The organism is Duganella dendranthematis (assembly GCF_012849375.1).
GTDB classification, from domain to species: Bacteria; Pseudomonadota; Gammaproteobacteria; order Burkholderiales; family Burkholderiaceae_D; genus Rugamonas; species Rugamonas dendranthematis.
The window spans coordinates 5817123-5840259 of sequence record NZ_CP051684.1; the positions used below are offsets into that span (position 1 = coordinate 5817123).

Here is a 23137-nt window from a genome sequence, read left to right on the forward strand (position 1 = left end):
TAGCACAGATGGCAGACTTTTCCGCTTCAGGATTCCAGCCGCCGGGCAATGGCGACCAGGCGGGGGCGTACTTCGTTCAGCAAATATTCTTGCGAGATGCTGGATGACGGCCCGCCGCAGTTGATCGACATGCGCTGTCCACCCGAGATCGGCATGAAGCTGACGGCGATGCCGTTGATGTCCTGCTGCCACTCGCCGAACGACGTGGCGCAGCCGAATTCCGCTTCATCGTGCAGTGCCCGCGCCACGCCTTGCTGCATGCTGTCGTAGACCACGTCATCCAGCTCCCGACTGCGGCTGAGTATTTCCTGCCGCTCCGCTGCCGACGCCTTGGCCAGATAAGCCCGCCCGATCGCCGAGGCGGCCAGTTGCAGCCGCGCGCCGACTTGTAGCGACAACGACAGCGCCGCCGTGCTGCGGCACACATCCACATAAATCATCGACAGCCGGTCGCGCACGGCGATGGCGACTGTGGTGCCGGTCGAATCGGCCAGCGCCTGCATCATCGGCCGCGCCAGCTCCCGGATATCCAGCCCTTGCAGCATGGTGCTGCCCAGCCGCAGCGTGGCCGTGCCCAGCACGTATTTGTGATTGGCGTCCTGCGCCAGATAGCCGAGCCGGGTCAGCGTGTAGGTGATGCGCGTGATGGTCGACTTGGGCAAGCCGCAGCGTTCGGCAATCTGCTGGTTGCTCAGCCCCTTATCGGCCACGCGGAAGCACGCCAGCACGTCCAGTCCGCGCGCCAGTGCCGTGATGAAATACCGTTCTTCCAGACCTGCCTGCATCGCCATTCCTTGTTGTAAAAAAACCATTTGCCCGGCTTTTAAAAATGCCGTACGCTCGTGCTATTCCATTTTACACAATACGGTTTCGCACAGCAAAACTAACTATAATGATGGAGATACGATGGAGTTATTCCTGCAGCAGGTCCTCAATGGACTGACGTTGGGTGGCGTCTATTGCCTGGTGGCGCTGGGGCTGACACTGGTCTACGGCATCCTGCATGTGCCCAACTTTGCCCATGGCGCGTTTTACATGGCCGGCGCCTATTGCGCCTTCTTCCTGATCGAGCGGCTGGGCTTCAACTACTGGCTGGCGATGGCCGGCGCGGCGGTCGCCGTCGCGTTGTTGTCCGTACTGGCGGAGCGGCTGGTGTTCCATCCGCTGCGCAAGGCCCCCTACCTGCATCACATGATCGCGTCGATCGGCATCCTGCTGTTTCTCGAGTCCGGTGTGCAGGCGCTGTGGGGTGCGGACTTCCATCGCATGGCGACACCCTACTCGCAGATCCTGTCGTTTGGCGATGTCACGCTACCGGCGCAGCGGCTGCTGATTATCGTGGCGGCGTTCGTGCTGGTGCTGCTGTTGCAGCTCTTCCTAAAAAAGACCATCACCGGCGCCACCATCGTCGCCATGGCGCAGAACCGTGACGGCGCGGCGCTGGTCGGCATCGACGCCAACCGGGTGGCGATGATGACCTTTGCCATCGCCGGCGTACTGGCTGCGATGGCCGCAGTACTGTATGCGCCAATCAACCTGGTCTACAGCTCGATGGGGCATCTGGTGATTACCAAGGCCTTTGTGATCATCGTGCTGGGTGGCATGGGTAGCGTGCCGGGTGCGATTGCCGGCGGGCTGATCATTGGCTTCGCCGAGTCCTTCGGCGCGTTCTATATCTCCACCGATTACAAGGACATCATCGCCTTTGTGCTGCTGGTGGCGATTTTGTCGCTGCGCCCGGAAGGCCTGTTCCGCAAAGGAGCGTACTGATGAATGCCAAGATTGGCTGGAGCGCGCTGCTTGCGCTGGGTCTGGCCTTCCCTTTCATGGCCGGCAATGACTATCACCTGACTGTGATGTCGACCGCCTATATCTATGCGATTGCCACCGTCGGCCTGAACCTGATCACCGGCTACACCGGCCAGTTCAACCTGGCGCACAGCGGATTTATGGCGGTCGGCGCCTACACGGTCGGCATCCTGACCGTGGATTACCAGGTGCCGTTCTGGATCGCGTTCGCATTGTCCGGCGTGGTGGCGGCCGGCATCGGTTTCTTCGTCGGCCTGGTATCGTTGCGCCTGAAGACCCATTTCTTCTCGATCTTTACCATGTGCGTCGGCTACATCATGTTCCTGCTGATCGAGAAATGGGACAGCCTGACGCACGGCACCGGCGGCATCGTCGGCATTCCGGCGCCGGAGTCCGCGTTCGGCCTCGACTTCTCCGAGCCGCGCACGCAATACTATCTGGTGCTGCTATTCCTGGCGTTGAGCATGTGGATCATGCATCGCATCGTCAACTCGCTGCTGGGCCGCACCTTTGTGGCGATCCGCAATGGCGACGATCTGGCGCAGGCGCTCGGCATCAACCTGATGCGCAACAAGCTGCTGGCCTTCATGCTGTCGGTGTTCTTTGCGGGACTGGCGGGCGGGCTGTATGCCGGCTATGTGCGCTTCCTCGGCCCGGAGCTGGCCAGCGTCGAGCATACCTTCGACATGACGATGTACATGCTGATCGGCGGCATCGGCACCATGGCCGGGCCGCTGCTCGGTGCGGTCAGCATGCCGTGGCTGACGCAGCAGTTGCAGTTCCTGCAAGACTATCGCTTCGTCGTGTTCGGCCCGCTGCTGGTGGCGCTGGTGATCTTCCTGCCGCATGGCATTGTCGGCACCTGGATGGCGCGTCGCAAGCGCAAGGCGGCGCAACAGGTGAGCGTGCCGCCGGTGCGCCTGCCCGCCGGCAAAGGAGTGCGCCGTGCTTGAACTGACCTCCGTGACCAAACGCTTCGGCGGGCTAAGCGCCGTCAACGGCATCAGCGTCGGCTTCGAGCGCGGCACCATCAACGCCATCATCGGGCCGAACGGCGCAGGCAAGACCACTTTCTTCAACCTGATCAGTGGCGTGATGCCGCTCAGCGAAGGCCGCATCGTCATCGATGGCCGCGACGTCACCGGCCTGCGCGCCGACCAGATGGCGCGCATCGGCGTCGGCCGCACCTTCCAGTCCACCACGCTGTTCGACAATGCCAGCGTGCTGGACAACCTGATCGTCGGCCATCGCATACGCACCCGCTCCAACCTGCTTGACGTCGTGTTCGGCACGCGTCGCCTGCGCGACGAGGAAGCCGCCTGCCGCCGCAAGGCCCGCGACGCGCTGGACTTCGTCGGCCTGGCGCATATCGAGGCGCGCCTGGCCGGCGACATTTCGCAGGAAGAACGCAAACGCGTCGCCTTCGCGCTGGCGCTGGCCACCGATCCCACGCTGCTGTTGCTGGATGAGCCGGCCGGTGGCGTCAATCCCGAGGAAACCGTGGGTCTGGCCGACTTGATCCGCAAAATGAAGCGCAGCGGCCTGACCATCTGCCTGATCGAACACAAGATGGACATGATCATGAATCTGGCCGACAAGATCCTGGTGCTGAACTACGGCGAAAAGATCGCCGAAGGCACACCGGCCGAAGTGCGCGCCAATCCGGTCGTCATCGAAGCCTACCTGGGGAGCGACCATGCTCACGCTTGACAAGGTATCGCTATCCTACGGCAGCTTCCAGGCGCTGCACGGCGTCGACATTCACGCCGACGAAGGCGAACTGGTGGTGCTGCTGGGCGCCAACGGTGCCGGCAAGAGCTCCATCTTCCACGCCATGAGCGGCTTGCGGCGCGCCAGCGGCGGCAGCATCCGCTTCGGTGGACGCGAACTGGTCGGCCGCAAGCCGTCGCAGATTGTCGAGGATGGACTGGTGCACTGCCCGGAAGGACGCAAACTGTTCCCCGGCATGTCGGTGCTGAAGAACCTGACGCTCGGCGGCTACGTCCACCGGCGCGACAGCAAGGGCAGCCAGCGCCTGCTCGACGACGTGTTCGCGCTGTTCCCCATCCTGCATGAAAAGAAGGATTGCCCGGCCGGATCGCTGTCCGGCGGCCAGCAGCAGATGGTGGCCATCGGCCGCGCGCTGATGGGCCGGCCCAAGGCGCTGCTGCTGGATGAACCTTCGCTGGGGCTGGCGCCGCTGGTGGTCAGGCAGATGTTCGAGATCATCGCCCGCATCAATAAAGCCGGCACGACCGTGCTGCTGGCGGAACAGAACGCCTATGCGGCGCTGAATATCGCCAGCCGCGCCTACGTCATCGAGCAAGGGCGGATCGTCCTGGAAGGAAGTCGTGAAGAATTGCTCGGCAACGAGCAAGTGCGCAAGGCCTATATTGGCGCCTAGCATTGTGGTCATACTTATAATGAAGGAGACGTACCATGTACCATTTCCCCCGCTTCAAAGCAGTAGCGCTCGTGCTGAGCCTGGCCGTCAGCGGCGCGCATGCGCAGGACATCATCAAAATCGGCTATTCCGGCCCGCTGAGCGGCGGCGCGGCGCTGTATGGCAAGAGCGTGCTGAACGGCATGCAGATGGCGGCCGCCGAAATCAACGCTGCGCCGGTCGAGATCGGCGGCAAGCGCTACAAGGTCGAGATCGTCGCGCTGGATGACAAATACAACCCTAGCGAGACCGGCATTAACCTGCAACGCCTGGTGCAGCAGCATCAGACCGCCGCCGTGCTGGTACCGCACTCGGGCGGCGTGTTTGCAGCGCAGGCGTCCAATGAAAAGTTGAAAGTGCTGCTGCTGGCCTACACCAGCCTGCCCGCTGCGACTGAGCGCGGCAACAAGCTGACGGTGCGCATTCCGCCCGACTTCACCACCTATATTTCGCCCTTCATCAAGGCGGCCATGAGCAAATACGGCAAGAACGTGGGGCTGGCCCAGGCCGATCATGACTACGCCAAAGCCTGGTCGGCCGCCTTCAAGCCGGCATGGGAGGCGGCCGGCGGCAAGGTGGTAGCGGACAATCCGATGTCGTACAACAAGGCGGCCGACTTCTACAGCGGCGTCAGCCGCGTGATCCAGGCCAAGCCGGACGTGTTGTTCATCGGCGGTGCGTCGGAACCGACCGCGCTGGTGGCCAAGCAGGCGCGCGAGCTGGGCTTCAAGGGAGCATTCATCGTGCTCGACCAGGCCAAGCTGGACGAGATGGCCAAGATCACCGGCGGCTACAGCACGCTGGAAGGCGCGGTCGGCGTGATGCCGATGAGCGGCGACGACCGGCCCGATGCGGTCGCCTTCACCACGCGCTATCGCAAGCTGAACGAAGGCAAGGATCCCAGCAGCGAAGTGGCGCTGAACTATACGGCAGTACACGCCACCATTGCGGCGATGAAGCTGGCCGGCACCGTCAGCGACGCCACCGCCATCCGCGCGCAGATGGATCAAGCCTTCCGCAAACTGCCGGGCCAATACAATCCGGCCAGCGTGGAAGGACTGGACGCCAAGGGCGGCGCCATCGTCAACGCCATTGTGGCGTCGGTAGAAAACGGCAAGCTGAAAGGCCAGCTGCTGCGCTCGAACGCAGCCGGCCAGTAATTCCGGGCATTGCGGGCAACCCTTAACCCTTGAGGCGCAGGCCTTGCACGCGGCGCATGGATTCCCGCATGCGCGGGAATGACGTCAGAGGCCCTTGAACGCCACCGTCAGCATGTGCTGCACGATGGCGTCGTCGCTCATCTTGCTGAATTTGCTCAGGAATTCCACGGCGGGATCGCAGGTGCGGGCGTAATAGCTGAACAGGATCACGTCACTCGGCAAGGCGGCGTTCAGGTCGCCGTCCTTTTGCGCCTGCTTGACCAGCGCTTCCAACTGGCGGTTCAACTTGACCACGCGCAGCATATACTTCACGTTGCGCATCAACATATCGCGCACATGCGCACTGGTCGATGGCAGGAATGGCAAGCCGCCGGCCAGCCGCACCCGCAGCGCCCACTCCAGCAGGGCCGACAGTTTCTGCACCGGCGTCAGCGCCGCATCCATCGCCGCCATCTGATCGATGGCGCCATCCAGCAGGCGGATCATCGCCTCGCCCACCAATTCTTCCTTGGATTTGAAGTGCTTATACAGGCTCGGTTTGGAGATGCCAACCGCGCCGGCCACATCGTCCATAGTCATCAGGTCATAGCCCTTGGTGCCCAGTACCGAGGTGGTCGCGTCCAGGATGGCGCTCTCGCGCAGTTTAAACGCCTGGTCTTTGAAGCTGAATTTGGAGAGAATACTCATTGGTACGTTTCGCTACTAATCAGTAGCGTTTCTGATTTATTAGTAGTAATATTAGCATACCGGTAGACAAACAGGCGTTCATCCGCTTAAAACAACCATGCAAACGCAACGCAAGCAACGCATCGCCATTGTCGGCGCCGGCATTTCCGGCCTGGCCGCCGCCTACTTCCTGCAGCGCCGCCACGACGTGGTGCTGTTTGAAGCCGGCAGCTATCTGGGCGGCCACGCCAATACGGTGGATATCCTGGTCGAAGGCCAGCATTGCGCCGTGGATACCGGTTTCCTGGTCTATAACGAGAAAACCTATCCGAACCTGATTGCCCTGCTGGATGAGCTGGGCGTGGAAAGCATCGCCAGCGATATGTCGTTTGGCGTTTCCATGGACGACGGCGCGCTGGAATGGGCCGGCACCAATCTCGATACGGTGTTTGCCCAGCGCCGCAACGCGCTCTCGCCGGCTTTCCTCGGCATGCTGCGCGATATCCTGCATTTCAATGGTCATGCCGAGGAATTCCTGCTGCGCAGTTCGGCGGATGGCGCCACGCTGGGCGAACTGCTGACGCGCCAGGGCTATGGTCGCCTGTTCCGCGACGGCTATCTGCTGCCGATGGCGGCTGCCATCTGGTCCAGTTCGCCAAGCGACATTCTGGCGTTCCCTGCCGCGACTTTCCTGCGTTTTTGCCTGAATCACGCGCTGTTGCAGGTCAACGACCGGCCGCAATGGCGCACCGTGCGCGGCGGCTCGCGCAACTACGTGCACGCGATTGCCACCACGCTGGCCGATTACCGGTTGAATACGCCGGTGCGGTCGCTGCGCCGCGTCGACGGCAAGGTGCTGGTCGAGACCGCCGCGCAAACGGACATCTTTGACGCGGTGGTACTGGCCACCCATGCGCCGGCCACGCTGGCCATGCTGTCCGACGCCAGCGCCGGTGAGCGCGCTATTCTAGGCGCGGTGCGCTATCAGCCCAACACCGCCTGGCTGCATACCGATGCGCGCCTGATGCCGCAGCGGCGCAAAGTCTGGTCGGCATGGAATTATCTGTCGACGCAGCAGGCCGATGGCAGCCGTCCGGTGTGCGTCAGCTACTGGCTGAACCAGCTACAAAGCCTGCCGTTCCGCACGCCGGTGGTTGTGACGCTCAATCCACCGACGCCGCCGGCGGCCGATACCGTGCTGGCGCGATTTGAATACGATCATCCGATCATGGACCAGCCGGCCATCGACGCCCAGCAGGCGCTGGCGCGCATTCAGGGCACAAGCGGCCTGTGGTATGCCGGCGCGTGGACCGGCTACGGTTTCCATGAAGACGGCTTGAAGTCCGCGCTGCGCATCGCCGCCGCCTTCGATGCCGCACCGGCCTGGATGTCGCTGCCATGAAGTCGCCAGCCGCCCAACTGGTCCACGCCCGTGTGATGCATGCGCGCCTGCGGCCGGTCTTTCACCGCTTTGTCTACCCGGTGTTTTATGTACGGGTGAACCTGGCGCGGCTGGAGGAGTGCCAGTCGGCCTGGTTCGGCGTCAACCGCCGCAGGCCGCTGTCGATCCGCACCCGCGACTACGGTCCGCGCGACGGCAGCGATCTGCAACAGTGGATGCGCACGCTGCTGGACACGCACGGCATCAAGGCCGATGGCGAAATCTGGCTGCAAACTTTTCCGCGCGTCTTTGGCTGCGTATTCAATCCAGTGAGTTTCTGGCACTGCCATGATGCCAGCGGCCGACTGTGTGCGGTGCTGGCCGAGGTCAACAACACCTTTGGCGAAACCCATCGCTACCTGCTGCAACTGGACGGCAACGCCCACGGCGCCTGCCAGAAGCAGATGCACGTCTCGCCATTCTGCGAAACGCGGGGTAGCTACCGTTTTCGCTTCCGCCTGAATGCCGAGCGTGCGCACACCGCCATCGATTACCACGACGAACAAGGTCTGCTGATCCGCACCACGCTGTCCGGCCAGGCGCAGCCTATGGCTAGCGTCGCCGCAGCGGCCGCCCTGTTGCGCTACCCGCTGCTGGGACTGGGCATCGTGTTCCGCATTCACTGGCAAGCGCTGCGGCTGTGGCTGAAGGGCGTGCCCTTCTTCGGCAAGCCGCCGCGATCCATTCCCCATATCACCGTCCACGAGGAGCCGCTCCCATGAGTCAAACGCTGTCGACCACCACGCAGGCCGCTCCCGCCGCCGCGCGGGTGTTCCTGAATCTGCTGGGCCGCATCCGCCTCGGCCATCTGGAACTGATCACGCCTGACCATACGCGCATGGTATTTGGCAACGCCCACGCCGGCCCCGGCGCAACGCTGGAAGTACACGACTGGCGCGCGTGCGGCCGCATCCTGCGCGCCGGCGACATTGGCCTGGCCGAGGCCTGGGCCGCCGGCTGGATCAGCAGTCCGGATCTGGTCGCGCTGCTGCGGCTGGCATTGCTCAATGAGGCGGCGCTGGAGCCGGCGCTGTTTGGCGGCGTTCTGGCGCGTTGCTGGTATCGCCTGCGCCATTGGCTGCGGCCGAATACCCGCAGCGGCAGCCGACGCAATATTCATAGCCACTACGATATCGGCAACGATTTTTATCGCTTGTGGCTGGACCCGAGCTGGACTTATTCGGCCGCGATCTTTGACGGCGATTACACCCAGCCGCTGGCGCAGGCGCAGCACCGCAAATACCAGCGCATCATCGACACGCTGGGCCTGCGCGCCGGCGACCGGGTACTGGAAGTGGGCTGCGGCTGGGGTGGCTTTGCCGAACAGGCGGCGCGTCAGGGCATCCAGGTACATGGCGTAACGATCTCGCCGTCGCAGCTGGCGATCGCGCGCGGTCGTATCGACGCTGCCGGTCTGGGCAAGCTGGCGCAACTGGAACTGCGCGATTACCGCGACATCGACGGTACTTATGACGCAGTGGTGTCGATTGAGATGTTTGAAGCGGTGGGTGAGCGCTACTGGTCGGAATATTTCGACACGCTGGCGGCGCGCCTGAAACCCGGCGGCCAGGCGCTGGTGCAGTCGATCACGATAGACGAGCGGCACTTCGAACGCTATCGCAGCACGGCTGACTTTATCCAGGAGTACATCTTCCCCGGCGGCATGCTGCCGAGCGTGGAGCGTTTTGAGCAGCACGCCGCCGACGCTGGCCTGTGCTGCACGGAACACTTCGCGTTCGGCCGCGATTACGCCGAAACGCTGCGCCGCTGGCGCACGGCCTATCACGCCACCGCCGCGCAATCGAGCGCACTCGGCCTGGACACCCATTTCATGCGCATCTGGGACCTGTATTTCGCATACTGCGAAGCTGCATTCGACGAGGGCCGGACCGATGTTGTTCAATTCCACCTGCACAAAGCCTGACCGCCAGCGGCGGCTGTGCGCAGCGCTGCTGGCCTACATGGCGATCAGCTTGACCGCCGCGGCCGTGACCGTTAACGCCTGCGCGAGCGGAGTAGCTTCAGCCATCGGCGCAGCTGCGAACGGGGCCGCTTCGGACTCCGCGCCGTGGCGCGCCACGCTGCCGCAAGCGCAGCCACTCGGCGGCGGCGACATGACGTGGTTCGGCCTGCGTATCTACCGCGCCACTTTGTGGTCGGCCAGCAAGCCATTCGACGCTGCCCAGCCCTTCGCGCTCCAGCTCAGCTACTACCGGCATATCAGCCGGCAGCGGCTGGTTTCCACCAGCATGGATGAAATCCGCCGCCTCAGCCGCGCACCGTTGCCCGCCGCCACCTTGGCCCGTTGGGAAGCGTTGCTGACATCGGCGTTTGTCGACGTCAGCGAAGGCGATCAGCTGATCGGCGTCTACCAGCCAGGCCATGGCATGCAGCTATACGACCGTCAGCGCCTGCTGGCCGACCTCGACGACGAAGCCCTGGCCCGCGCCTTCTTCGACATCTGGCTCAATCCAGACAGCCGCGACAACAAACTGCGCCAGCGCCTGATCGGAACCACGCCATGAGCAACGCCGCCTACGGCCTGCTAGGCGCACCGCTGGCAATGGCCGCCTTGCCGCTGTTTGTGCAACTGCCAGCGTACTACGCCACTCACCTCGGCATGGCACTGGCGCCGCTGGGCATCGTACTATTCGCCGCACACCTGATCGATATGCTGCAAGACCCATTGCTCGGCCACCTGCTCGACCGTGCACCAACCCAACGCCGCCGCTGGATGACGCTCGGCGCCGGCATCCTGGTGCTGGCGTTCGCCGCACTGTGGCTGCCACCTGCCAGCGTGCCGACCGGCGCATGGCTGGCGCTCATGCTGGTGATAGCCTATGGCGCACACAGCCTGGTCAACATCGCCTACCTCGCCTGGGGCGCACAGCTAAGCGGCACCATCGGCGCAGTGGCATGGCGCGAAGGCTTGGGACTGGCCGGCATGCTGACCGCCAGCCTCGTCCCAGCCGCCATTCTGGCCGGCGATCCGACACAGATCCGTCCGCGTCTTGCCACCTACAGCCTGGCCTTCGCCGTGCTGATGGCTGCAGCCATGTTCGCCCTGCTGCGCCATGCGCCCGCCGCGCAACAGCGTCATGCCTCGACCGGGTGGCGTGACACCTGGCGCGCACTGGCCAGCAATCGCCCACTGCGCGCTCTACTGCTGCCGTACTTCCTGAATGCGCTGTCGGTCGCGATTCCCGCGACACTGGCCCTGTTCTACATCGCCGACCAACTCGGCGCGCCACAACTGTCCGGCATCTTCCTGGCCTGCTACTTCGGCGCTGCCGCCTGCGGCCTACCGGCCTGGACCGCACTCGCCCACAAGTGGGGACCACTCCGCTGCTGGCGGCTGGGTATGCTGTTATCAGTAGCCGGCTTCTGCGGCGCGGCCTTGCTCGGCAAAGGAGACCTGATTCCCTACGCGGCAGTGTGCATCGCCGCCGGCGCCGCGCTGGGCGCCGACCTTGCGCTGCCGCCGGTAATGCTGGGCCAAGCGCTCGGAGAACGGCTCGGTGCGGGCTTCGGCCTATTCACCCTGCTCGGCAAACTGGCGCTGGCCATCGCCGGTCTCACGCTGCCACTGCTGGCTTGGCTGGACTACACCCCCGGTCATGGCGGCGGCACCAGCCTGGTGATGGCCTACAGCGTGCTGCCCTGCCTGTTCAAGCTGCTGGCGATGGCCACATTGGGCCGCTACAGCGCCTCCGTACCAGTCACCAACGGGAGTACGACATGAAACACTGGATTCCAACCTTGCTGGCAATCCTGCTGGCCGGCTGCGCTGGTCCCGACGTCCAGCAATACCGGGCGGCGACACCGGTGCTGGACCCTGCCGATTACTTTGAAGGCATCACCGACGCCTGGGGCATGTTCCAGAAGCGCGATGGCGAGGTGACTAAACGCTTCCACGTCGAAATAACCGGCAGCCGGCACCAAGACACCCTGACGCTGGACGAACACTTCCGCTACGACGACGGCACCACGCAGCAGCGTGTCTGGCGGCTGGTGCGCGACGACGACAAAAACGGCGAGCAACATTGGCGCGGTACAGCCGGCGACGTCAAGGGTGAAGCACAAGGCACGGCGGCGGGCAACGCGCTGCGCTGGCAATACACGCTACTGCTGCCAGTGGATGGCACAACCTACGAAATGCAATTCGACGACTGGATGTTCCTGATCGACCGCTGCACCATGGTCAACCGCGCCAGCATGCGCAAGTTCGGCATCGAGTTCGGCCAGGTGACACTGATGTTCCGGAGGCGCGCATGCAACCCTTGAACGCTCCTATCCGCGACTGGACTGGCCTGCGCGTATGGATCATCGGCGCCTCTAGCGGCATTGGCGCGGCGCTGGCCACCGAAGCGCTGCAAGCCGGCGCCCGCGTCGCGCTGTCGGCAAGGCGCGCAGACCGCTTGCAAGCCGTCGCCGGCACGCATCCACAAGCGCTGGTGGAACAATTCGACATTCTGGACCGCGACGCCTGGAGCCAGCGCCACGCGCACATCTGCGACACATTCGGCGGCGTCGACCTGATCATCTTCTGCGCAGCCGACTACCGCCCAGAGCGCAGCTGGGAAGTCGACCCCGAGCGCGCCGGGCAGACGCTGGCAACCAATCTGGGCAGCGTCTACACCGGCCTGGCCACCGTGTTGCCGGCGATGCTGGCGCGCGGCAACGGCAGCATCGCCATCGTCGCCAGCGTGGCAGGCTACTTTGGCCTGCCCAACGCCAGCGTGTACGGCCCCACCAAAGCCGCCCTGATCAACTTGGCCGAATTGCTGTACGTCGACTTGCGTCCACGCGGACTCAACGTCTACCTGATCAATCCCGGCTTCGTGCAGACGCCGCTGACGGCCAAGAACGAGTTCACCATGCCAGCGCTGCAAACCCCGACCGAAGCAGCACGCGCAATCCGCCACGGCATCATGGCCGGACGGTTCGAAATCCACTTCCCGCGCCGCTTCACCTTGGCAATGAAACTGGTGCGCTGGCTACCTTACCGCCTGAGGTTTCCTTTGGTATCACGACTGGTGCGACCATGATCGACCAACTGGAGCCGCTGCTCACCTGGTACGCGGCGCTAACGCCGCATAACCTGCACCGGACGGTGGAGTTTTACGCCGTCGACGCCCACTTCCGCGATCCGTTCAACGACGTGCGCGGCGTCGCTGCGATTGAAGCCATCCTGCGCCATATGTTAGAGCACACCGACAACCCGCACTTCGTTATCGGCGAACGCATCGTACAATCGGAACGGGCGTTTGTGACGTGGACGTTTGTCTGCACACTGCGCGGGCATACGTATGAGATCGCCGGCGGCACGCATTTTCACTTCAATGCCAACGGCTTGGTCACGCTGCACCGGGATTATTGGGACGCCGCCGAAGAACTGCTACAGAAGCTGCCACTGGTAGGCGCGCCGATCCGCTGGCTGCGGCGGCGCTTCGCCGTTAAAGTGGATTAAGCCCAGCGGTCGGCCACGAACCAGCCGGCCGTTGCCGCGGCCGCAGTCAGAAAGCCGCCCCAGGCGATATCTGCCAGCGACAAGCCCAACGGCCATGCCTTGAGGATCGAATAATTGGTCAGGTCGTAGGTGCCGTAGGCAATCAAGCCCAGCACCAGACCGTGCAGCGCCGCCGTCTGCCAGCTGAGCGCGCGCAAGCCGGGCGCCACGGCCAGGAACACCACGCCGATCGCGTACACCAGATAAAACACCGCTGCCGCAGCGATGCGCGGCTGCGGCAACATCAAATCGCCCAGCGCCTCCTTGTAGGCGGACGCCATGTACAGGCCGATCCACAACGCGTCCAGCACCAGCAGCACCAGCAAGGCGCCGCCATAAGCAAACAACCATTGCTGCACACTCAGTGCCTGAACTTGCGCGGATGCCGACATGATAGATCCTCAGTGGAAGATAAGTTAAGCCAATACTAGCCGATATCAATGTCGCCCTTCCGTCCGCCACATCACATTTCATACCTTTGCCTTCCTGCAGCTTTCAGCGAGATGCTTTACAATCGGCCGCAAGTTCAGCTAAGAGAAAACAACAATGACCGTCACCGAACAACCTCACTACACTGCTGAAGAAAAACGCAAACGCGTGTTTGCCATCATCAGCGCCTCCTCCGGCAACCTGGTGGAATGGTTTGACTTCTACGTCTATTCCTTCGCCTCGATTTACTTTGCCAGCCAGTTCTTCCCCAGCGGGAACCCCACTGCGGAATTCCTGAAATCCGCCGCCGTGTTTGCCGTCGGCTTTCTGATGCGCCCCATCGGCGGCTGGCTGTTCGGCCGCATCGCCGACCGCGTCGGCCGCAAGAAGTCGATGGTGATTTCCGTACTGATGATGTGCGGCGGCTCATTGGCGATTGCCGTCCTGCCGACCTACGCCACCATCGGGGTCGCCGCGCCGATCCTGCTGCTGTTAATCCGCATGTTCCAGGGCCTGTCGGTCGGCGGCGAGTACGGCACCACCGCCACCTATATGAGCGAAGTGGCGCTGCGCGGCCAGCGCGGTTTCTTCTCGTCGTTCCAGTACGTTACGCTGATCGGCGGCCAGTTGCTGGCGGTGCTGACGGTGGTGATCATGGAACAGTTCCTTACGGACGCCGACCTGAAGGCCTGGGGCTGGCGCATTCCGTTCGTGGTTGGCGCGATTGCCGCGCTGATCTCGCTGGTGCTGCGCCGCACGCTGCATGAGACCATCAAGGCCGAGGACATGAACCACAAGGAAGCCGGCACGCTGGCCGGTATCTTCAAGAACCACCGCGCCGCCTTCATCACGGTGATCGGCTACACGGCCGGCGGTTCGCTGATCTTCTACACCTTCACCACGTATATGCAGAAGTACCTGGTCAACACTTCCGGCATGGCGCCCAAGACCGCCAGCGTGGTCATGACCGGCGCGCTGTTCCTGTATATGTGCATGCAGCCGCTGTTCGGCATGCTGGCCGACCGCATCGGCCGCCGCCATTCGATGATGCTGTTCGGCGGCCTCGGCGCGCTGGGCACCTATCCGATCCTGGCCATGTTGCACGGCAACAGCAGCCCGTATGTGGCGTTTGCGCTGATTACCGTGGCGCTGGCCATCGTCAGCCTGTACACCTCGATCGGTGGCCTGGTGAAGGCCGAGATGTTCCCGCCGGAAGTGCGCGCGCTGGGCGTCGGTTTCTCGTACGCGATCGCCAACGCCATCTTCGGCGGCTCGGCCGAATTCGTCGCGCTGTCGTTCAAAAACGCCGGCCATGAAACCGGCTTCTTCACCTACGTGACCATCATGATGGTGGTGGCCTTCCTGTTCAGCATGCGACTGCCGAAAACGCCGTCGTACCTGCACACGGATCACTAAGCACTAGTCAGCTTCAAACAGTCCTTCAAACGCGGCAGCGAAGGACTCCGCCGCGCCAGCCAGGCGCGGCGCGCCGACGTCAAACGTGCATTGCTGGAGCGCAGGCCGCGCCGTCAGGCCGGCCGCCGCCAGCGCCAACTCGGTGCGCAAGGCGCCGAGCATCCCGTCCAGCATCACTTCCTGCATATTCAATCCTGCATTATTGGTATGACCAGCGTCCAGCACGCTCGGTGCGAAAGCCATGCTGCGCGCGCCGTAGCGGATCGCTTCGCGCATGGCCACGCGAGTGGCTTGCCGCAGCCGTTCGCCGTCCAGCGTGGACGGATCGCCGAGGCCGATTACCAGCACCGCGCGCGCCGTGACGCCGGTTGGCGGCTGCGTGATCAGCAAGGTTTCCATCGGCTGGCCGCCGAAAAAGCCGTCGGTACGCAAGCGCGTCAGTTGCTTGCCCAGCGCCTCGTCCAGTTCCAGCAAGCCGCCGGCGATGGCGGCGCCTTCCACTTCATGCTCGAACATGCAGGCCACGCTGAAGTCCACATCGGCATGGGCCGGGCCCCAGGCGACGACATCGAAGGCCACGCCGTCGGCGGAACCGATCGGCAGGCGTGCTGGAGTTGATTGGGTATCGGTCATGATCGCGTCCTCGGTGATGATTAAAGCTGCGATCTTACCGCCTGCGCGCGCGATGACGGCCCTGCCAAAAGGCATGGCCCTAGTTGAGTGCCGCTTCGATCCGCTTGGCCGCCGCAAACAAACGGGACTCCGCACCCGGCGCGCACATCACGGAGATGCTTGGCGGCTGGCCGGTCAGCCGGTCGCGGAACTTCCACGCCGGGATCGCCATGGCGGGCAGGTCCAGGTAGTTGCCCAGCGTGTGGGCGGTGAACAGGCCGTTGACGCCGGGCTTCAGCGAGAGCCGGTTCATCTCGCCATGCTTGGGTGCGAGCAGGCCCAGCGTCGGCAGCACCAGGATGCCATCGTCGCCCAGCATGGCGTGGAAGCGCGTGCGCGCAGCGGCGAATTGGGCCGCGATCTCCGCGGCCTTGTCGGCGCTGCGCGGCTTGAGCAACGGCGCGATCAGCGTCCAGCGCAACAGACCGGAATCGATGGTCGGCTTGCCGATCAGTTGCGCCAGCAATTCCTTGAACGGCGAAAAGCGGCCGTATTCCGGCGTGGACAGCAGCCGTATCCAGTCGCCGTAAAAGTCGTCGAGGATGAGTTTGGGAATGTTCAGGTAGAGCTGGCGCGTTTCGGCAAAGTCCTGAGCATCCTTCTGATAGCCCTGCCGCAGCAGCGCGTTCGTGGCGGCTTCCAGCGCCTGGGCGATACAGGGCAAGCGCATCTTCAGCGGCAAGTTGCGTGGCACGATCAGGCGGCAGCCGGCATCCGCACCCGCCGGCGCGGGCTGGTCGGCGATCACGTTGTACACCAGCTCTGCATCACGCACGCTGCGGGTCAGCGGTCCCAGTGCCAGCCAGCTTTTGGTGTTGCCGGTGACCGTAGGCCAGGTGCCGCGCTGACTGACCGCCGCCGAATGCGGCTTGAAGCCGACCACGCCGCAGAACGCCGCCGGAATGCGGATCGAGCCGAGAATATCGGAGCCGACGCCAAACACCGAACCGCCCGCACCGACCAATGCGCCCTCGCCGCCGCTGGAGCCGCCTGCCGCCCGCGTCAGATCCAAAGGATTACTGGTGCGGCCGTAACGCAAATTAGTGGATTCGGCCGTCATGGCAAACTCCGGCACATTGCTACGTGCAATGACGATGGCGCCGGCGGCCTTCAGGCGCTGCACGATGTCGGCGTCTTGCTGATGTACTTCCGGTTGCATCCGCAGCGAACCAGCTGTCACCTGCTGGCCAGCGAGTCCGAACGTCTCCTTGATGCTGAACGGCAAACCAAACAACGGCAGCGCTGTATCACCGCCGCGATCCAGCTGCTGCGCCCTGGCCAGCGCGGCCTCGCGGAAAATGTGCGTGGCGCCATTCATTTGCGGCTGCGTGCGCTCGATGCGCGCCAGATGCGATTCCACCAGCTGAACCGACGTCAAAACACCGCGCCGCAGATCGGCCAGCAGGCCGACCGCATCCGGCTCCAGCAGGTTACGCTTAAAGTTGTGCATGGACTTCTTAATTTTGTGGACCCGAGCTATTATGCTCAGCTGAGACCCATGAGGTCTTGAGGGAATTCCTCCCAAAATTGAGAATTCGCGCACATCCGGAGCCAGTCAGATCATGGGGCAAGTCAAGCTAGCGATCGTACTGCCGTTATTGAATTATTTGCGCCGCCTCGGCCACGCGCAGGCGATGCCCGCTCCGGCGCAGACCATGTCGGCCGAAGCCTGGCTGGCGCTGTACGAAGAGGCCATCGAAATCACCGGCGACCCCGCGCTGCCATTGCGCGTCGGCGCCGCCATCCAGCCCAGCGATTACAGCATGCTCGGCTTTGCCGCCATGAGCTGCGTCAATCTGGCGCAGGCCATTACGGTGATGCAGCGTTACGAGCGCTTGATACAAGAAGTCAATGCAACCGGACTACAGGTAGAAGGCGATCGGGCCGAACTGCAATGGCTGCCCTACCTGGGCCCGGTTTCGCCGGTCTTCATGCAACTGGCATTGGCCTCGTGGGCCGCGGTCGCGCGCCACCTGACTGGCCGGCCGCAGCAGACGTTTGAAGCGCACTTTACTTTCTCGCGTCCGCCCAACGCCGAGGTCTACCAGGAGATTTTCGGCCAACCGGCCAGGTTCTCGCAACCGGTGACCAGCCTGGTCTTTGAGCGCACACTCCTGCAGCAAGCGGTGCTGTTCGGCGATGCGGCAACCAATCAGATCTTGCTGCAAAAAGCGGAAGAACAGTTGCTGCAAGCGGACGACAGCAGCATCGTCTGCAGTGTGCGTCAACGCATCGCGGCCACCCTGGCCAGCGGCAAACTCAGCGTGGAGACGGTGGCGGAAGAATTGCAAATGTCGCCGCGCAAGCTCCAGCAGTTGCTGACCAACGAAGGCAGCAGCTTCCGCAAGCTGCTGCACGACGCGCTGTTCCAGCGCGCCAAGGATTACCTGGCCGATCCCACGATCCGTGTCAGCGAGGTGGCGTTCCTGCTTGGTTATTCGGAACAAAGCCCGTTCCAGGCCGCCTTCAAAAACTGGGCCGGCATGACGCCGGGCGCCTGGCGCAAAATGCAGCCGGTCATGCGGCAGGCGGGCGACGCCAAAACCTGAACCGGGGTGACGCAGGCTGATACGCCAGTACGCCTGGCAAGGTCAGGCGCCACTCCGTTCCCGCGCCGACATCGCTGCGCAGTGCCAGCTTGGCCTTGATCCGTGCTGCACGCTCGCGCATGCCACAGATGCCCCAGTGATTGCTGCGTCCGCCGGCCGCGATAATGTCGGCCGGAATGCCGGCGCCATCGTCACTGATGATGATCCGCAGTTCGGCGGCGCGATAGACTATCCGGACATCGATGCGGCTGGCGTTGGCGTGACGGTAAGCGTTGGCGACGGCTTCACACACAATCGACAACACTTCAGGGTAGATGGCCGGATGCAGCTGGCGCACCTCGCCGTCAACCGCCACCTGCAACGACGCCACGCCCGGTGCGCTGAGGCGGTTGTCGGCAGCCCGTATCGCTTCCACCAGGTTTTGCTGCTGAGGCTCGTTGTCGCGCAGATCGCGCACACGCTCGCGTCCTTCCACCATGACGTCGTCGGCTTGCTGCAAAGCCTGCTCAATCTGGATGCGTGCGGGATCGGGCGCGGGCAGTTTCAGCGTGGCCGCGTGCACATGCAGAATCATCGCCTGCACCGATTGTAATAAGGTGTCGTGCAATTCGCGGGCGATGCGCTCGCGTTCCTGGGTACGCTCCTCCAGCCGCGCCACCGCCTGGGCGGCAAAATTGCGCATGCGCCTTTGATACAGCAGCCAGCAAGCCGCCAGCAGCGCCAGGGCGCACAGCGTCCTGAACCACCAGCTCTGAGGGATGGTCGGCGCGATCTGGAAATCGAGCGTGGTCGGCTGCTCGGCCCATTCGCCAGCGTAATCACTGGCCTCCACGCGGAAGCGGTAATCGCCCGGACCGAGATTATTGTAGTACGCCGTCCTTCGCGTGCCGACCTGCTGCCACTGGGTATCGACGCCGTCCAGCCGGTAACGAAACGCTACCCGTTCCGGCATCGCCAGGGCCAGCGCAGTGTAGTCGATCTGCAGCGCCGTGGTGCCCTGCGCCAGGCGCATGCCGGGCTGTGCAGGGATCAATTGGCCGGGTGGTCCCAGCGAGCGGATCAGCGTCGTCGCCGGCGGCCGTGGTGTTTGCCGCGCCATGGCATCGAGCCGGAAGATGCCGGAGTTGGTCGACAGCCATAACTGGGCGTCAGTGGTCTGTATCATCGACGGCGACGGGTAGCGCAGCGGCGAATTCCCTGACAAGCCATCCAGAATGTCCAGTACCTCGTAGCGCACACGATAGCCGCTACGCGCCGCCAGCTTGCCGATTTCGCTCGCGGCAATCCTGATCAGGCCGCCCCCGCTGTCGATCCAGAGGTCGCCGTTATCCAGTTCCACGATACCGGAAACGCCGTCGAAGGCGCGGCCAGCCAGCCCGACCAGCGGTATGAAACGGTCGGCCTGGCGCAGCGCCGTGCCCTTCTCTCCGCCGACCCAGACGTGGTTATCCTTGACATGCAGGGCCTCGACCATGCCAACATCCAAGCCTTCGGACAGGCCGTAACGGCGCCAGCGTCCACGCTGCAACTGCAATACCCGGCTACCCGCGTAGCCCAACCACAGACCTTGCTGCGGCGAACTCGCCGAGACCCGCGGCGTTTCGTTCTTCATACCGGTATCGGCGGTCATGTCCTGCCAGTGCTCATTTGCATCCAGGCGTAGCAGCCCGCGCGGCCAGACGGCCCACAGCGCGCCGCTGTCATCGGACGACAGACTCAGGGCCCATCCCAGGTCCATGTTCGGCGGACCTTGAAACACGCGCAGTTGCTGCCCGCGTTGCCGCCAGATGCGACCGTTGCCGCCGAACCACTGGATGCCGGCGGGATCGCGGTACAGCGCGCTCGGCCCCTCCTCCCCATCGTTACCGGCGTTAACCGCAACGGCTGCTGGACAAACGAACCGTCCGGCTGGCGGACAAAGTGCACTTTGCCCACCCACACGCCGCCATCCGCGTCGGCCTGCAACGGCGCGCCGACAGCCTCTTGGGCAAAATGCACCGGCGAGATGCGCTGATGGCGGAAGCGGTCGATGCCGGTAGAGGTGGACGCCCAGATACTGCCTTCTGCGTCCTCAAAAAGCGCCGCCACCCATTGGCCGCTGAGTCCCTGCTCGCGCCCGCTGCGCTGTATGCCGTTTGCCGTGTGATATTCCAGCTCGGCCACGCGCCCGGCCCACAAGCCGCCTTGGCGATCGACCAGCAAGCTGGCGAGATCGTCGGCCAGTGCGAGCGGTTGGGCCGGCGCGCCGCTGGCCGGTTGTGTCAGCCGCCGCGCCACGCTGTGCAAGGCATCCCAGCTCCACACGCTCTCGTCCGGGAACTGGAACAGCACGCCGGTGCCGTTTTCCGGCCCCGCCTTGATGAAGCGGCGTTCGTTGGCCCTTAATTCAAAGACGCCGTTATTCCCCTGCGCCCATAAGTTACGCTGCCGGTCCAGCATCAGCGTCTTGAATCCGACCATGGGCAACGCGAAATCCGCGCCGGCGGCGAGCCAGCGCTCACCGTCCAGATGGTACAAGCCGCGATTGGTCGCGGCCCACATGCGGCCCTGGCTATCGTGCTCCAGTCCCCACACCGCTGCGTTGGCGGGCAGCCCGTCCCGTTCGCCGTAGTTGCGCAGTTGGCCATGCGACAGCACGCTAACGCCGCCATAGCGATAGCCGATCCACAGCGAACCGTCATCAAATGCGTTAAGGATGGCGATGCCGGCCGAAGGCAGCGGGCGATCGTACGCTTCAAACCGCACGCCGTCGAAGCGAAACAGGCCGTTGCTACCGCCCAGCCACAGCCAGCCGTCGCGGGTTTGGGTCATGGTGATCACCATCTGCGGCGCGCCCTCGCGGGCGGTCCAGCTCGTGTGGTGCATGACAATCGGCGTTGGCACGTCCGCAGCCCAGACCGCCGTGCCGAACAAGCACAGCAGCGAAAAAACAATCGAACGACCAAGGGTGGCTGGCAGGGGCATGGTCGGAGCGGAGAGTATCGAGGAAGAATGTGAATTTACCACACTCAATAACGGACAGAAAGCTTGCTATTTGAGTATGAATCGATCTCAGCTATTGCGCTCGACTGGTGTTCATTGCACAATGTTTGGATGACGCCGCCGACCTACCTCCGCCACGCTGTTCTACTCGCCTGTGCGCTCACCGCCGAGGTGGCCGCGCAGTCTTACGCGCCGGATTATTTCAGGCAGTTCCAGGCCTCGACCGCAATGGACATGGTGAATCGTCTGCCGGGCTTCACCTTCGACGGCGGCAACGCCGGGCGCGGTGTCGCCGGCAACGTGCTGATCAACGGCAAGCGCCCGGCCGCCAAGAACGACGCGCTGGGCGATGTGCTGGGCCGCATCCCGACCGCAGCAGTGGAGCGCATCGAGGTCATCAACGGCGGCGCCAACGGCATCGACATGCTCGGCTATCCGACCGTGGCCAACCTGCTGCTCAAGCAGATGGATCTGGTATCCATGAGCACCACCGCCTCTACCTCGATCCAGCCGGATGGCAGCCTGACGCCTTCGCTCGAAGGCAACTACAGTCTGAAACGGGGCGACCAGAACATCACCGCTCTGCTGTCCCGCATCCGCTCTCCGGACATGGCCCAAGGACTCGGCACCCGCACCACCGTCTTTACCGGCCCGACACCGGCCGCGCAGGTGCGGGTGGCGGGCGCCGGCATGGCCGAGAATACGGCGATCAAACTTGGCTACGGCCAGGACCTCTTGGACGGCCAGCTGACGTGGAACGGCGCACTGACGCCTTGGACCTACCAGTCACAAGCCAGCTTCGACGCTGCCAGCCACTCGCTGACCAGTAACGACAACGCTGGCCACACGCGCGAACAGGGTCTGGCTTATAGCCGCGACCTGCCCCACGGAACCAGCCTGGACCTGAAGGCGCTGTACCGCACCTCGGAAACCAGCGCCGAGTCGGTGACCATCACCGGCAGCGACACGTCGCACGGCTACACCAACACCTCCGCCACCGAGCAGGTGGTGGGTGGACAACTGAGCTGGCAGGCGGCGGACGGCATCGTGGTCCGGGGCGGCCTGGAGCACGCGGTCAATACCAACGAAACCAGCGCCAGCTATCAGGCCAATGCCTGGGTGCAGGAATCGCGGGTCGAGGGCCAGTTGTCATCGGCCTGGCAGGTCGACAGCTCGCTCAGCGCCGAAGCCGGTTTAAAAGTCGCGCATTCCAGCCTGACCGTGGGCACCGATCAGCCCGAGGCCCGCTCGCACCTTTATCCCAAGCCGCGCTTGCGCTTGTCGTTGTCGCCGATGCCGTCGCTGCAACTGCGGCTGCGCGTGGAGCGCGAAGTCAACCAGCTGAACTTTGGCGATGCGGCGGCCTACTTCGACCCCGCCAATAAAGCCATTCGCGACGACTACCCCGACCTGGTGCCGGCCAAGACCTGGCTGTGCGAAGGCGCAATCGAGTACAAGTTCTGGGATCGCGGCACCGCCATGCTGAGCTATACGCAATCGCACATCAGCGACGCGGTCGACCGCATGCCGGTACGCGTCGCCGCCAGTACCTACGATGTCGCCGGCAATATCGGCGACGCCAGCGCCGACAGCGTCACCGGCCTGTTGAACCTGCCGACCGATAACCTGGCGCTGCCGCAAGGGCTGCTGAAACTGTCGACCACCTGGCGCTCGTCTTCGATCACCGATCCGCTGACGCAGGCGACGCGGCGGCTATCAGGCGAAACGCCGCTGTCGTGGCGCGTCGAATTCTCGCAGGACTTGCCGCAGCAGCGCACCAACTGGGGGATTTCGGTCGATAACGGCTGGAGCAACGACAGCTGGCAGGTGGCGGAGCGCGACACCAGCAGCGGTTCCGGCTGGGCCCGCGCCTTCGTCAACTACAAGCCGCTGCGCAATCTGATGGTAACGCTGGAGCTGAACAACCTGGCCGGCCGCACCATCACCTACGACCGCATGCATTACGCCGCCGACCGCTTGGCCGGCGGCGTCGATTTCGTCGAACACAACATCACCCGTACCCAGCCGTTCGCCATGCTGCGCGTGCGACGCGACTGGTAG

The 23137-nt window shown here is 63.8% G+C and carries 23 protein-coding genes; 16 read left to right on the forward strand and 7 right to left on the reverse strand.

The window, feature by feature from the left end; genetic code table 11:
• Positions 1-26 precede the first annotated feature (26 nt).
• Positions 27-785 carry an IclR family transcriptional regulator gene (locus HH213_RS26600; RefSeq protein ID WP_229263179.1) on the reverse strand — a complete coding sequence of 253 codons (759 nt, stop codon included), beginning with the start codon at positions 783-785 and terminating at the stop codon, positions 27-29.
• Between the two features lie 121 nt (positions 786-906).
• Between HH213_RS26600 and HH213_RS26605 the strand changes: the two genes are divergently transcribed.
• The 5 genes from HH213_RS26605 to HH213_RS26625 are packed head-to-tail and all read left to right on the forward strand — an operon-like array spanning position 907 to position 5412.
• Complete coding sequence (locus HH213_RS26605) at positions 907-1770, forward strand: branched-chain amino acid ABC transporter permease (protein ID WP_169114269.1); 864 nt, start codon at positions 907-909, stop codon at positions 1768-1770.
• Positions 1770-2762: a branched-chain amino acid ABC transporter permease gene (locus HH213_RS26610; RefSeq protein WP_169114270.1), complete on the forward strand. Its 993-nt coding sequence runs from the start codon at positions 1770-1772 to the stop codon at positions 2760-2762. Before HH213_RS26605 ends, HH213_RS26610 begins: the two co-directional genes overlap by 1 nt.
• On the forward strand, positions 2755-3519 hold the full coding sequence (locus tag HH213_RS26615) for an ABC transporter ATP-binding protein (RefSeq protein WP_169114271.1): 765 nt from the start codon (positions 2755-2757) through the stop codon (positions 3517-3519). Before HH213_RS26610 ends, HH213_RS26615 begins: the two co-directional genes overlap by 8 nt.
• Entirely contained in the window at positions 3506-4213 is a 708-nt protein-coding gene (locus tag HH213_RS26620) for an ABC transporter ATP-binding protein (protein WP_110848046.1), read from the forward strand. Before HH213_RS26615 ends, HH213_RS26620 begins: the two co-directional genes overlap by 14 nt.
• A 35-nt stretch (positions 4214-4248) precedes the next feature.
• Positions 4249-5412 (forward strand): ABC transporter substrate-binding protein, encoded by a 1164-nt coding sequence (locus HH213_RS26625; RefSeq protein ID WP_169114272.1) that lies wholly within the window; start codon positions 4249-4251, stop codon positions 5410-5412.
• 84 nt (positions 5413-5496) lie between these two features.
• Here HH213_RS26625 and HH213_RS26630 read toward each other — a convergent pair whose 3' ends face one another.
• Complete coding sequence (locus tag HH213_RS26630) at positions 5497-6099, reverse strand: TetR/AcrR family transcriptional regulator (RefSeq protein ID WP_169114273.1); 603 nt, start codon at positions 6097-6099, stop codon at positions 5497-5499.
• A 97-nt stretch (positions 6100-6196) separates the two neighbouring features.
• Between HH213_RS26630 and HH213_RS26635 the strand changes: the two genes are divergently transcribed.
• The 8 genes from HH213_RS26635 to HH213_RS26670 are packed head-to-tail and all read left to right on the forward strand — an operon-like array spanning position 6197 to position 12989.
• The gene (locus HH213_RS26635) at positions 6197-7480 is read left to right on the forward strand and encodes an NAD(P)/FAD-dependent oxidoreductase (RefSeq protein WP_169114274.1); all 1284 of its coding nucleotides are present in this window, start codon (positions 6197-6199) and stop codon (positions 7478-7480) included.
• The gene (locus tag HH213_RS26640; RefSeq protein WP_169114275.1) at positions 7477-8241 is read left to right on the forward strand and encodes a DUF1365 domain-containing protein; all 765 of its coding nucleotides are present in this window, start codon (positions 7477-7479) and stop codon (positions 8239-8241) included. Before HH213_RS26635 ends, HH213_RS26640 begins: the two co-directional genes overlap by 4 nt.
• A complete protein-coding gene (locus HH213_RS26645; protein ID WP_169114276.1) occupies positions 8238-9443 on the forward strand; it encodes an SAM-dependent methyltransferase in 1206 nt (401 codons plus the stop codon). Before HH213_RS26640 ends, HH213_RS26645 begins: the two co-directional genes overlap by 4 nt.
• Complete coding sequence (locus HH213_RS26650; protein ID WP_229263180.1) at positions 9412-10044, forward strand: chalcone isomerase family protein; 633 nt, start codon at positions 9412-9414, stop codon at positions 10042-10044. Before HH213_RS26645 ends, HH213_RS26650 begins: the two co-directional genes overlap by 32 nt.
• Positions 10041-11261: an MFS transporter gene (locus HH213_RS26655; RefSeq protein WP_169114277.1), complete on the forward strand. Its 1221-nt coding sequence runs from the start codon at positions 10041-10043 to the stop codon at positions 11259-11261. Before HH213_RS26650 ends, HH213_RS26655 begins: the two co-directional genes overlap by 4 nt.
• On the forward strand, positions 11258-11803 hold the full coding sequence (locus HH213_RS26660; RefSeq protein ID WP_110848053.1) for a DUF3833 domain-containing protein: 546 nt from the start codon (positions 11258-11260) through the stop codon (positions 11801-11803). The genes HH213_RS26655 and HH213_RS26660 overlap by 4 nt, the downstream gene beginning before the upstream one ends.
• Positions 11791-12567 carry an SDR family NAD(P)-dependent oxidoreductase gene (locus HH213_RS26665; RefSeq protein WP_169114278.1) on the forward strand — a complete coding sequence of 259 codons (777 nt, stop codon included), beginning with the start codon at positions 11791-11793 and terminating at the stop codon, positions 12565-12567. Before HH213_RS26660 ends, HH213_RS26665 begins: the two co-directional genes overlap by 13 nt.
• Positions 12567-12989 (forward strand): nuclear transport factor 2 family protein, encoded by a 423-nt coding sequence (locus HH213_RS26670; protein WP_169115436.1) that lies wholly within the window; start codon positions 12567-12569, stop codon positions 12987-12989. Before HH213_RS26665 ends, HH213_RS26670 begins: the two co-directional genes overlap by 1 nt.
• On the opposite strand, the gene HH213_RS26675 is transcribed toward HH213_RS26670, so the two are convergent.
• Complete coding sequence (locus tag HH213_RS26675) at positions 12986-13420, reverse strand: DUF2177 family protein (protein WP_217363469.1); 435 nt, start codon at positions 13418-13420, stop codon at positions 12986-12988. The two genes, HH213_RS26670 and HH213_RS26675, sit on opposite strands and share 4 nt — an antisense overlap.
• Positions 13421-13574: 154 nt before the next feature.
• Between HH213_RS26675 and HH213_RS26680 the strand changes: the two genes are divergently transcribed.
• Positions 13575-14873 (forward strand): MFS family transporter, encoded by a 1299-nt coding sequence (locus HH213_RS26680; RefSeq protein WP_169114279.1) that lies wholly within the window; start codon positions 13575-13577, stop codon positions 14871-14873.
• Positions 14874-14876: 3 nt separating this feature from the next.
• On the opposite strand, the gene HH213_RS26685 is transcribed toward HH213_RS26680, so the two are convergent.
• Positions 14877-15506: a M17 family peptidase N-terminal domain-containing protein gene (locus HH213_RS26685; RefSeq protein ID WP_169114280.1), complete on the reverse strand. Its 630-nt coding sequence runs from the start codon at positions 15504-15506 to the stop codon at positions 14877-14879.
• A gap of 79 nt (positions 15507-15585) precedes the next feature.
• The gene (locus HH213_RS26690) at positions 15586-16995 is read right to left on the reverse strand and encodes an amidase (RefSeq protein WP_169114281.1); all 1410 of its coding nucleotides are present in this window, start codon (positions 16993-16995) and stop codon (positions 15586-15588) included.
• Between the two features lie 112 nt (positions 16996-17107).
• Between HH213_RS26690 and HH213_RS26695 the strand changes: the two genes are divergently transcribed.
• Positions 17108-18094, forward strand: a complete 987-nt coding sequence (locus tag HH213_RS26695; RefSeq protein WP_169114282.1) for an AraC family transcriptional regulator — start codon at positions 17108-17110, stop codon at positions 18092-18094.
• Here the strand turns inward: HH213_RS26695 and HH213_RS26700 are convergent.
• Positions 18063-19853 (reverse strand): sensor histidine kinase, encoded by a 1791-nt coding sequence (locus HH213_RS26700; RefSeq protein ID WP_169114283.1) that lies wholly within the window; start codon positions 19851-19853, stop codon positions 18063-18065. The genes HH213_RS26695 and HH213_RS26700 overlap by 32 nt on opposite strands.
• Complete coding sequence (locus HH213_RS26705; RefSeq protein WP_169114284.1) at positions 19811-21058, reverse strand: ligand-binding sensor domain-containing protein; 1248 nt, start codon at positions 21056-21058, stop codon at positions 19811-19813. The genes HH213_RS26700 and HH213_RS26705 overlap by 43 nt, the downstream gene beginning before the upstream one ends.
• A gap of 129 nt (positions 21059-21187) precedes the next feature.
• On the opposite strand from HH213_RS26705, the gene HH213_RS26710 reads away from it, so the two are divergent.
• A complete protein-coding gene (locus HH213_RS26710; protein ID WP_169114285.1) occupies positions 21188-23137 on the forward strand; it encodes a TonB-dependent receptor plug domain-containing protein in 1950 nt (649 codons plus the stop codon).

Coding starts and splice junctions, on each gene's coding strand:
- HH213_RS26660 (WP_110848053.1), top strand. CDS start 11,258: ATGAAACACTGGATTCCAACCTTGCTGGCAATCCTGCTGGCCGGCTGC.
- HH213_RS26710 (WP_169114285.1), top strand. CDS start 21,188: ATGACGCCGCCGACCTACCTCCGCCACGCTGTTCTACTCGCCTGTGCG.
- HH213_RS26655 (WP_169114277.1), top strand. CDS start 10,041: ATGAGCAACGCCGCCTACGGCCTGCTAGGCGCACCGCTGGCAATGGCC.
- HH213_RS26605 (WP_169114269.1), top strand. CDS start 907: ATGGAGTTATTCCTGCAGCAGGTCCTCAATGGACTGACGTTGGGTGGC.
- HH213_RS26610 (WP_169114270.1), top strand. CDS start 1,770: ATGAATGCCAAGATTGGCTGGAGCGCGCTGCTTGCGCTGGGTCTGGCC.
- HH213_RS26640 (WP_169114275.1), top strand. CDS start 7,477: ATGAAGTCGCCAGCCGCCCAACTGGTCCACGCCCGTGTGATGCATGCG.
- HH213_RS26680 (WP_169114279.1), top strand. CDS start 13,575: ATGACCGTCACCGAACAACCTCACTACACTGCTGAAGAAAAACGCAAA.
- HH213_RS26665 (WP_169114278.1), top strand. CDS start 11,791: ATGCAACCCTTGAACGCTCCTATCCGCGACTGGACTGGCCTGCGCGTA.
- HH213_RS26600 (WP_229263179.1), bottom strand. CDS start 785: ATGCAGGCAGGTCTGGAAGAACGGTATTTCATCACGGCACTGGCGCGC.
- HH213_RS26695 (WP_169114282.1), top strand. CDS start 17,108: ATGGGGCAAGTCAAGCTAGCGATCGTACTGCCGTTATTGAATTATTTG.
- HH213_RS26620 (WP_110848046.1), top strand. CDS start 3,506: ATGCTCACGCTTGACAAGGTATCGCTATCCTACGGCAGCTTCCAGGCG.
- HH213_RS26685 (WP_169114280.1), bottom strand. CDS start 15,506: ATGACCGATACCCAATCAACTCCAGCACGCCTGCCGATCGGTTCCGCC.
- HH213_RS26625 (WP_169114272.1), top strand. CDS start 4,249: ATGTACCATTTCCCCCGCTTCAAAGCAGTAGCGCTCGTGCTGAGCCTG.
- HH213_RS26675 (WP_217363469.1), bottom strand. CDS start 13,420: ATGTCGGCATCCGCGCAAGTTCAGGCACTGAGTGTGCAGCAATGGTTG.
- HH213_RS26630 (WP_169114273.1), bottom strand. CDS start 6,099: ATGAGTATTCTCTCCAAATTCAGCTTCAAAGACCAGGCGTTTAAACTG.
- HH213_RS26645 (WP_169114276.1), top strand. CDS start 8,238: ATGAGTCAAACGCTGTCGACCACCACGCAGGCCGCTCCCGCCGCCGCG.
- HH213_RS26650 (WP_229263180.1), top strand. CDS start 9,412: ATGTTGTTCAATTCCACCTGCACAAAGCCTGACCGCCAGCGGCGGCTG.
- HH213_RS26635 (WP_169114274.1), top strand. CDS start 6,197: ATGCAAACGCAACGCAAGCAACGCATCGCCATTGTCGGCGCCGGCATT.
- HH213_RS26705 (WP_169114284.1), bottom strand. CDS start 21,058: ATGCCCCTGCCAGCCACCCTTGGTCGTTCGATTGTTTTTTCGCTGCTG.
- HH213_RS26690 (WP_169114281.1), bottom strand. CDS start 16,995: ATGCACAACTTTAAGCGTAACCTGCTGGAGCCGGATGCGGTCGGCCTG.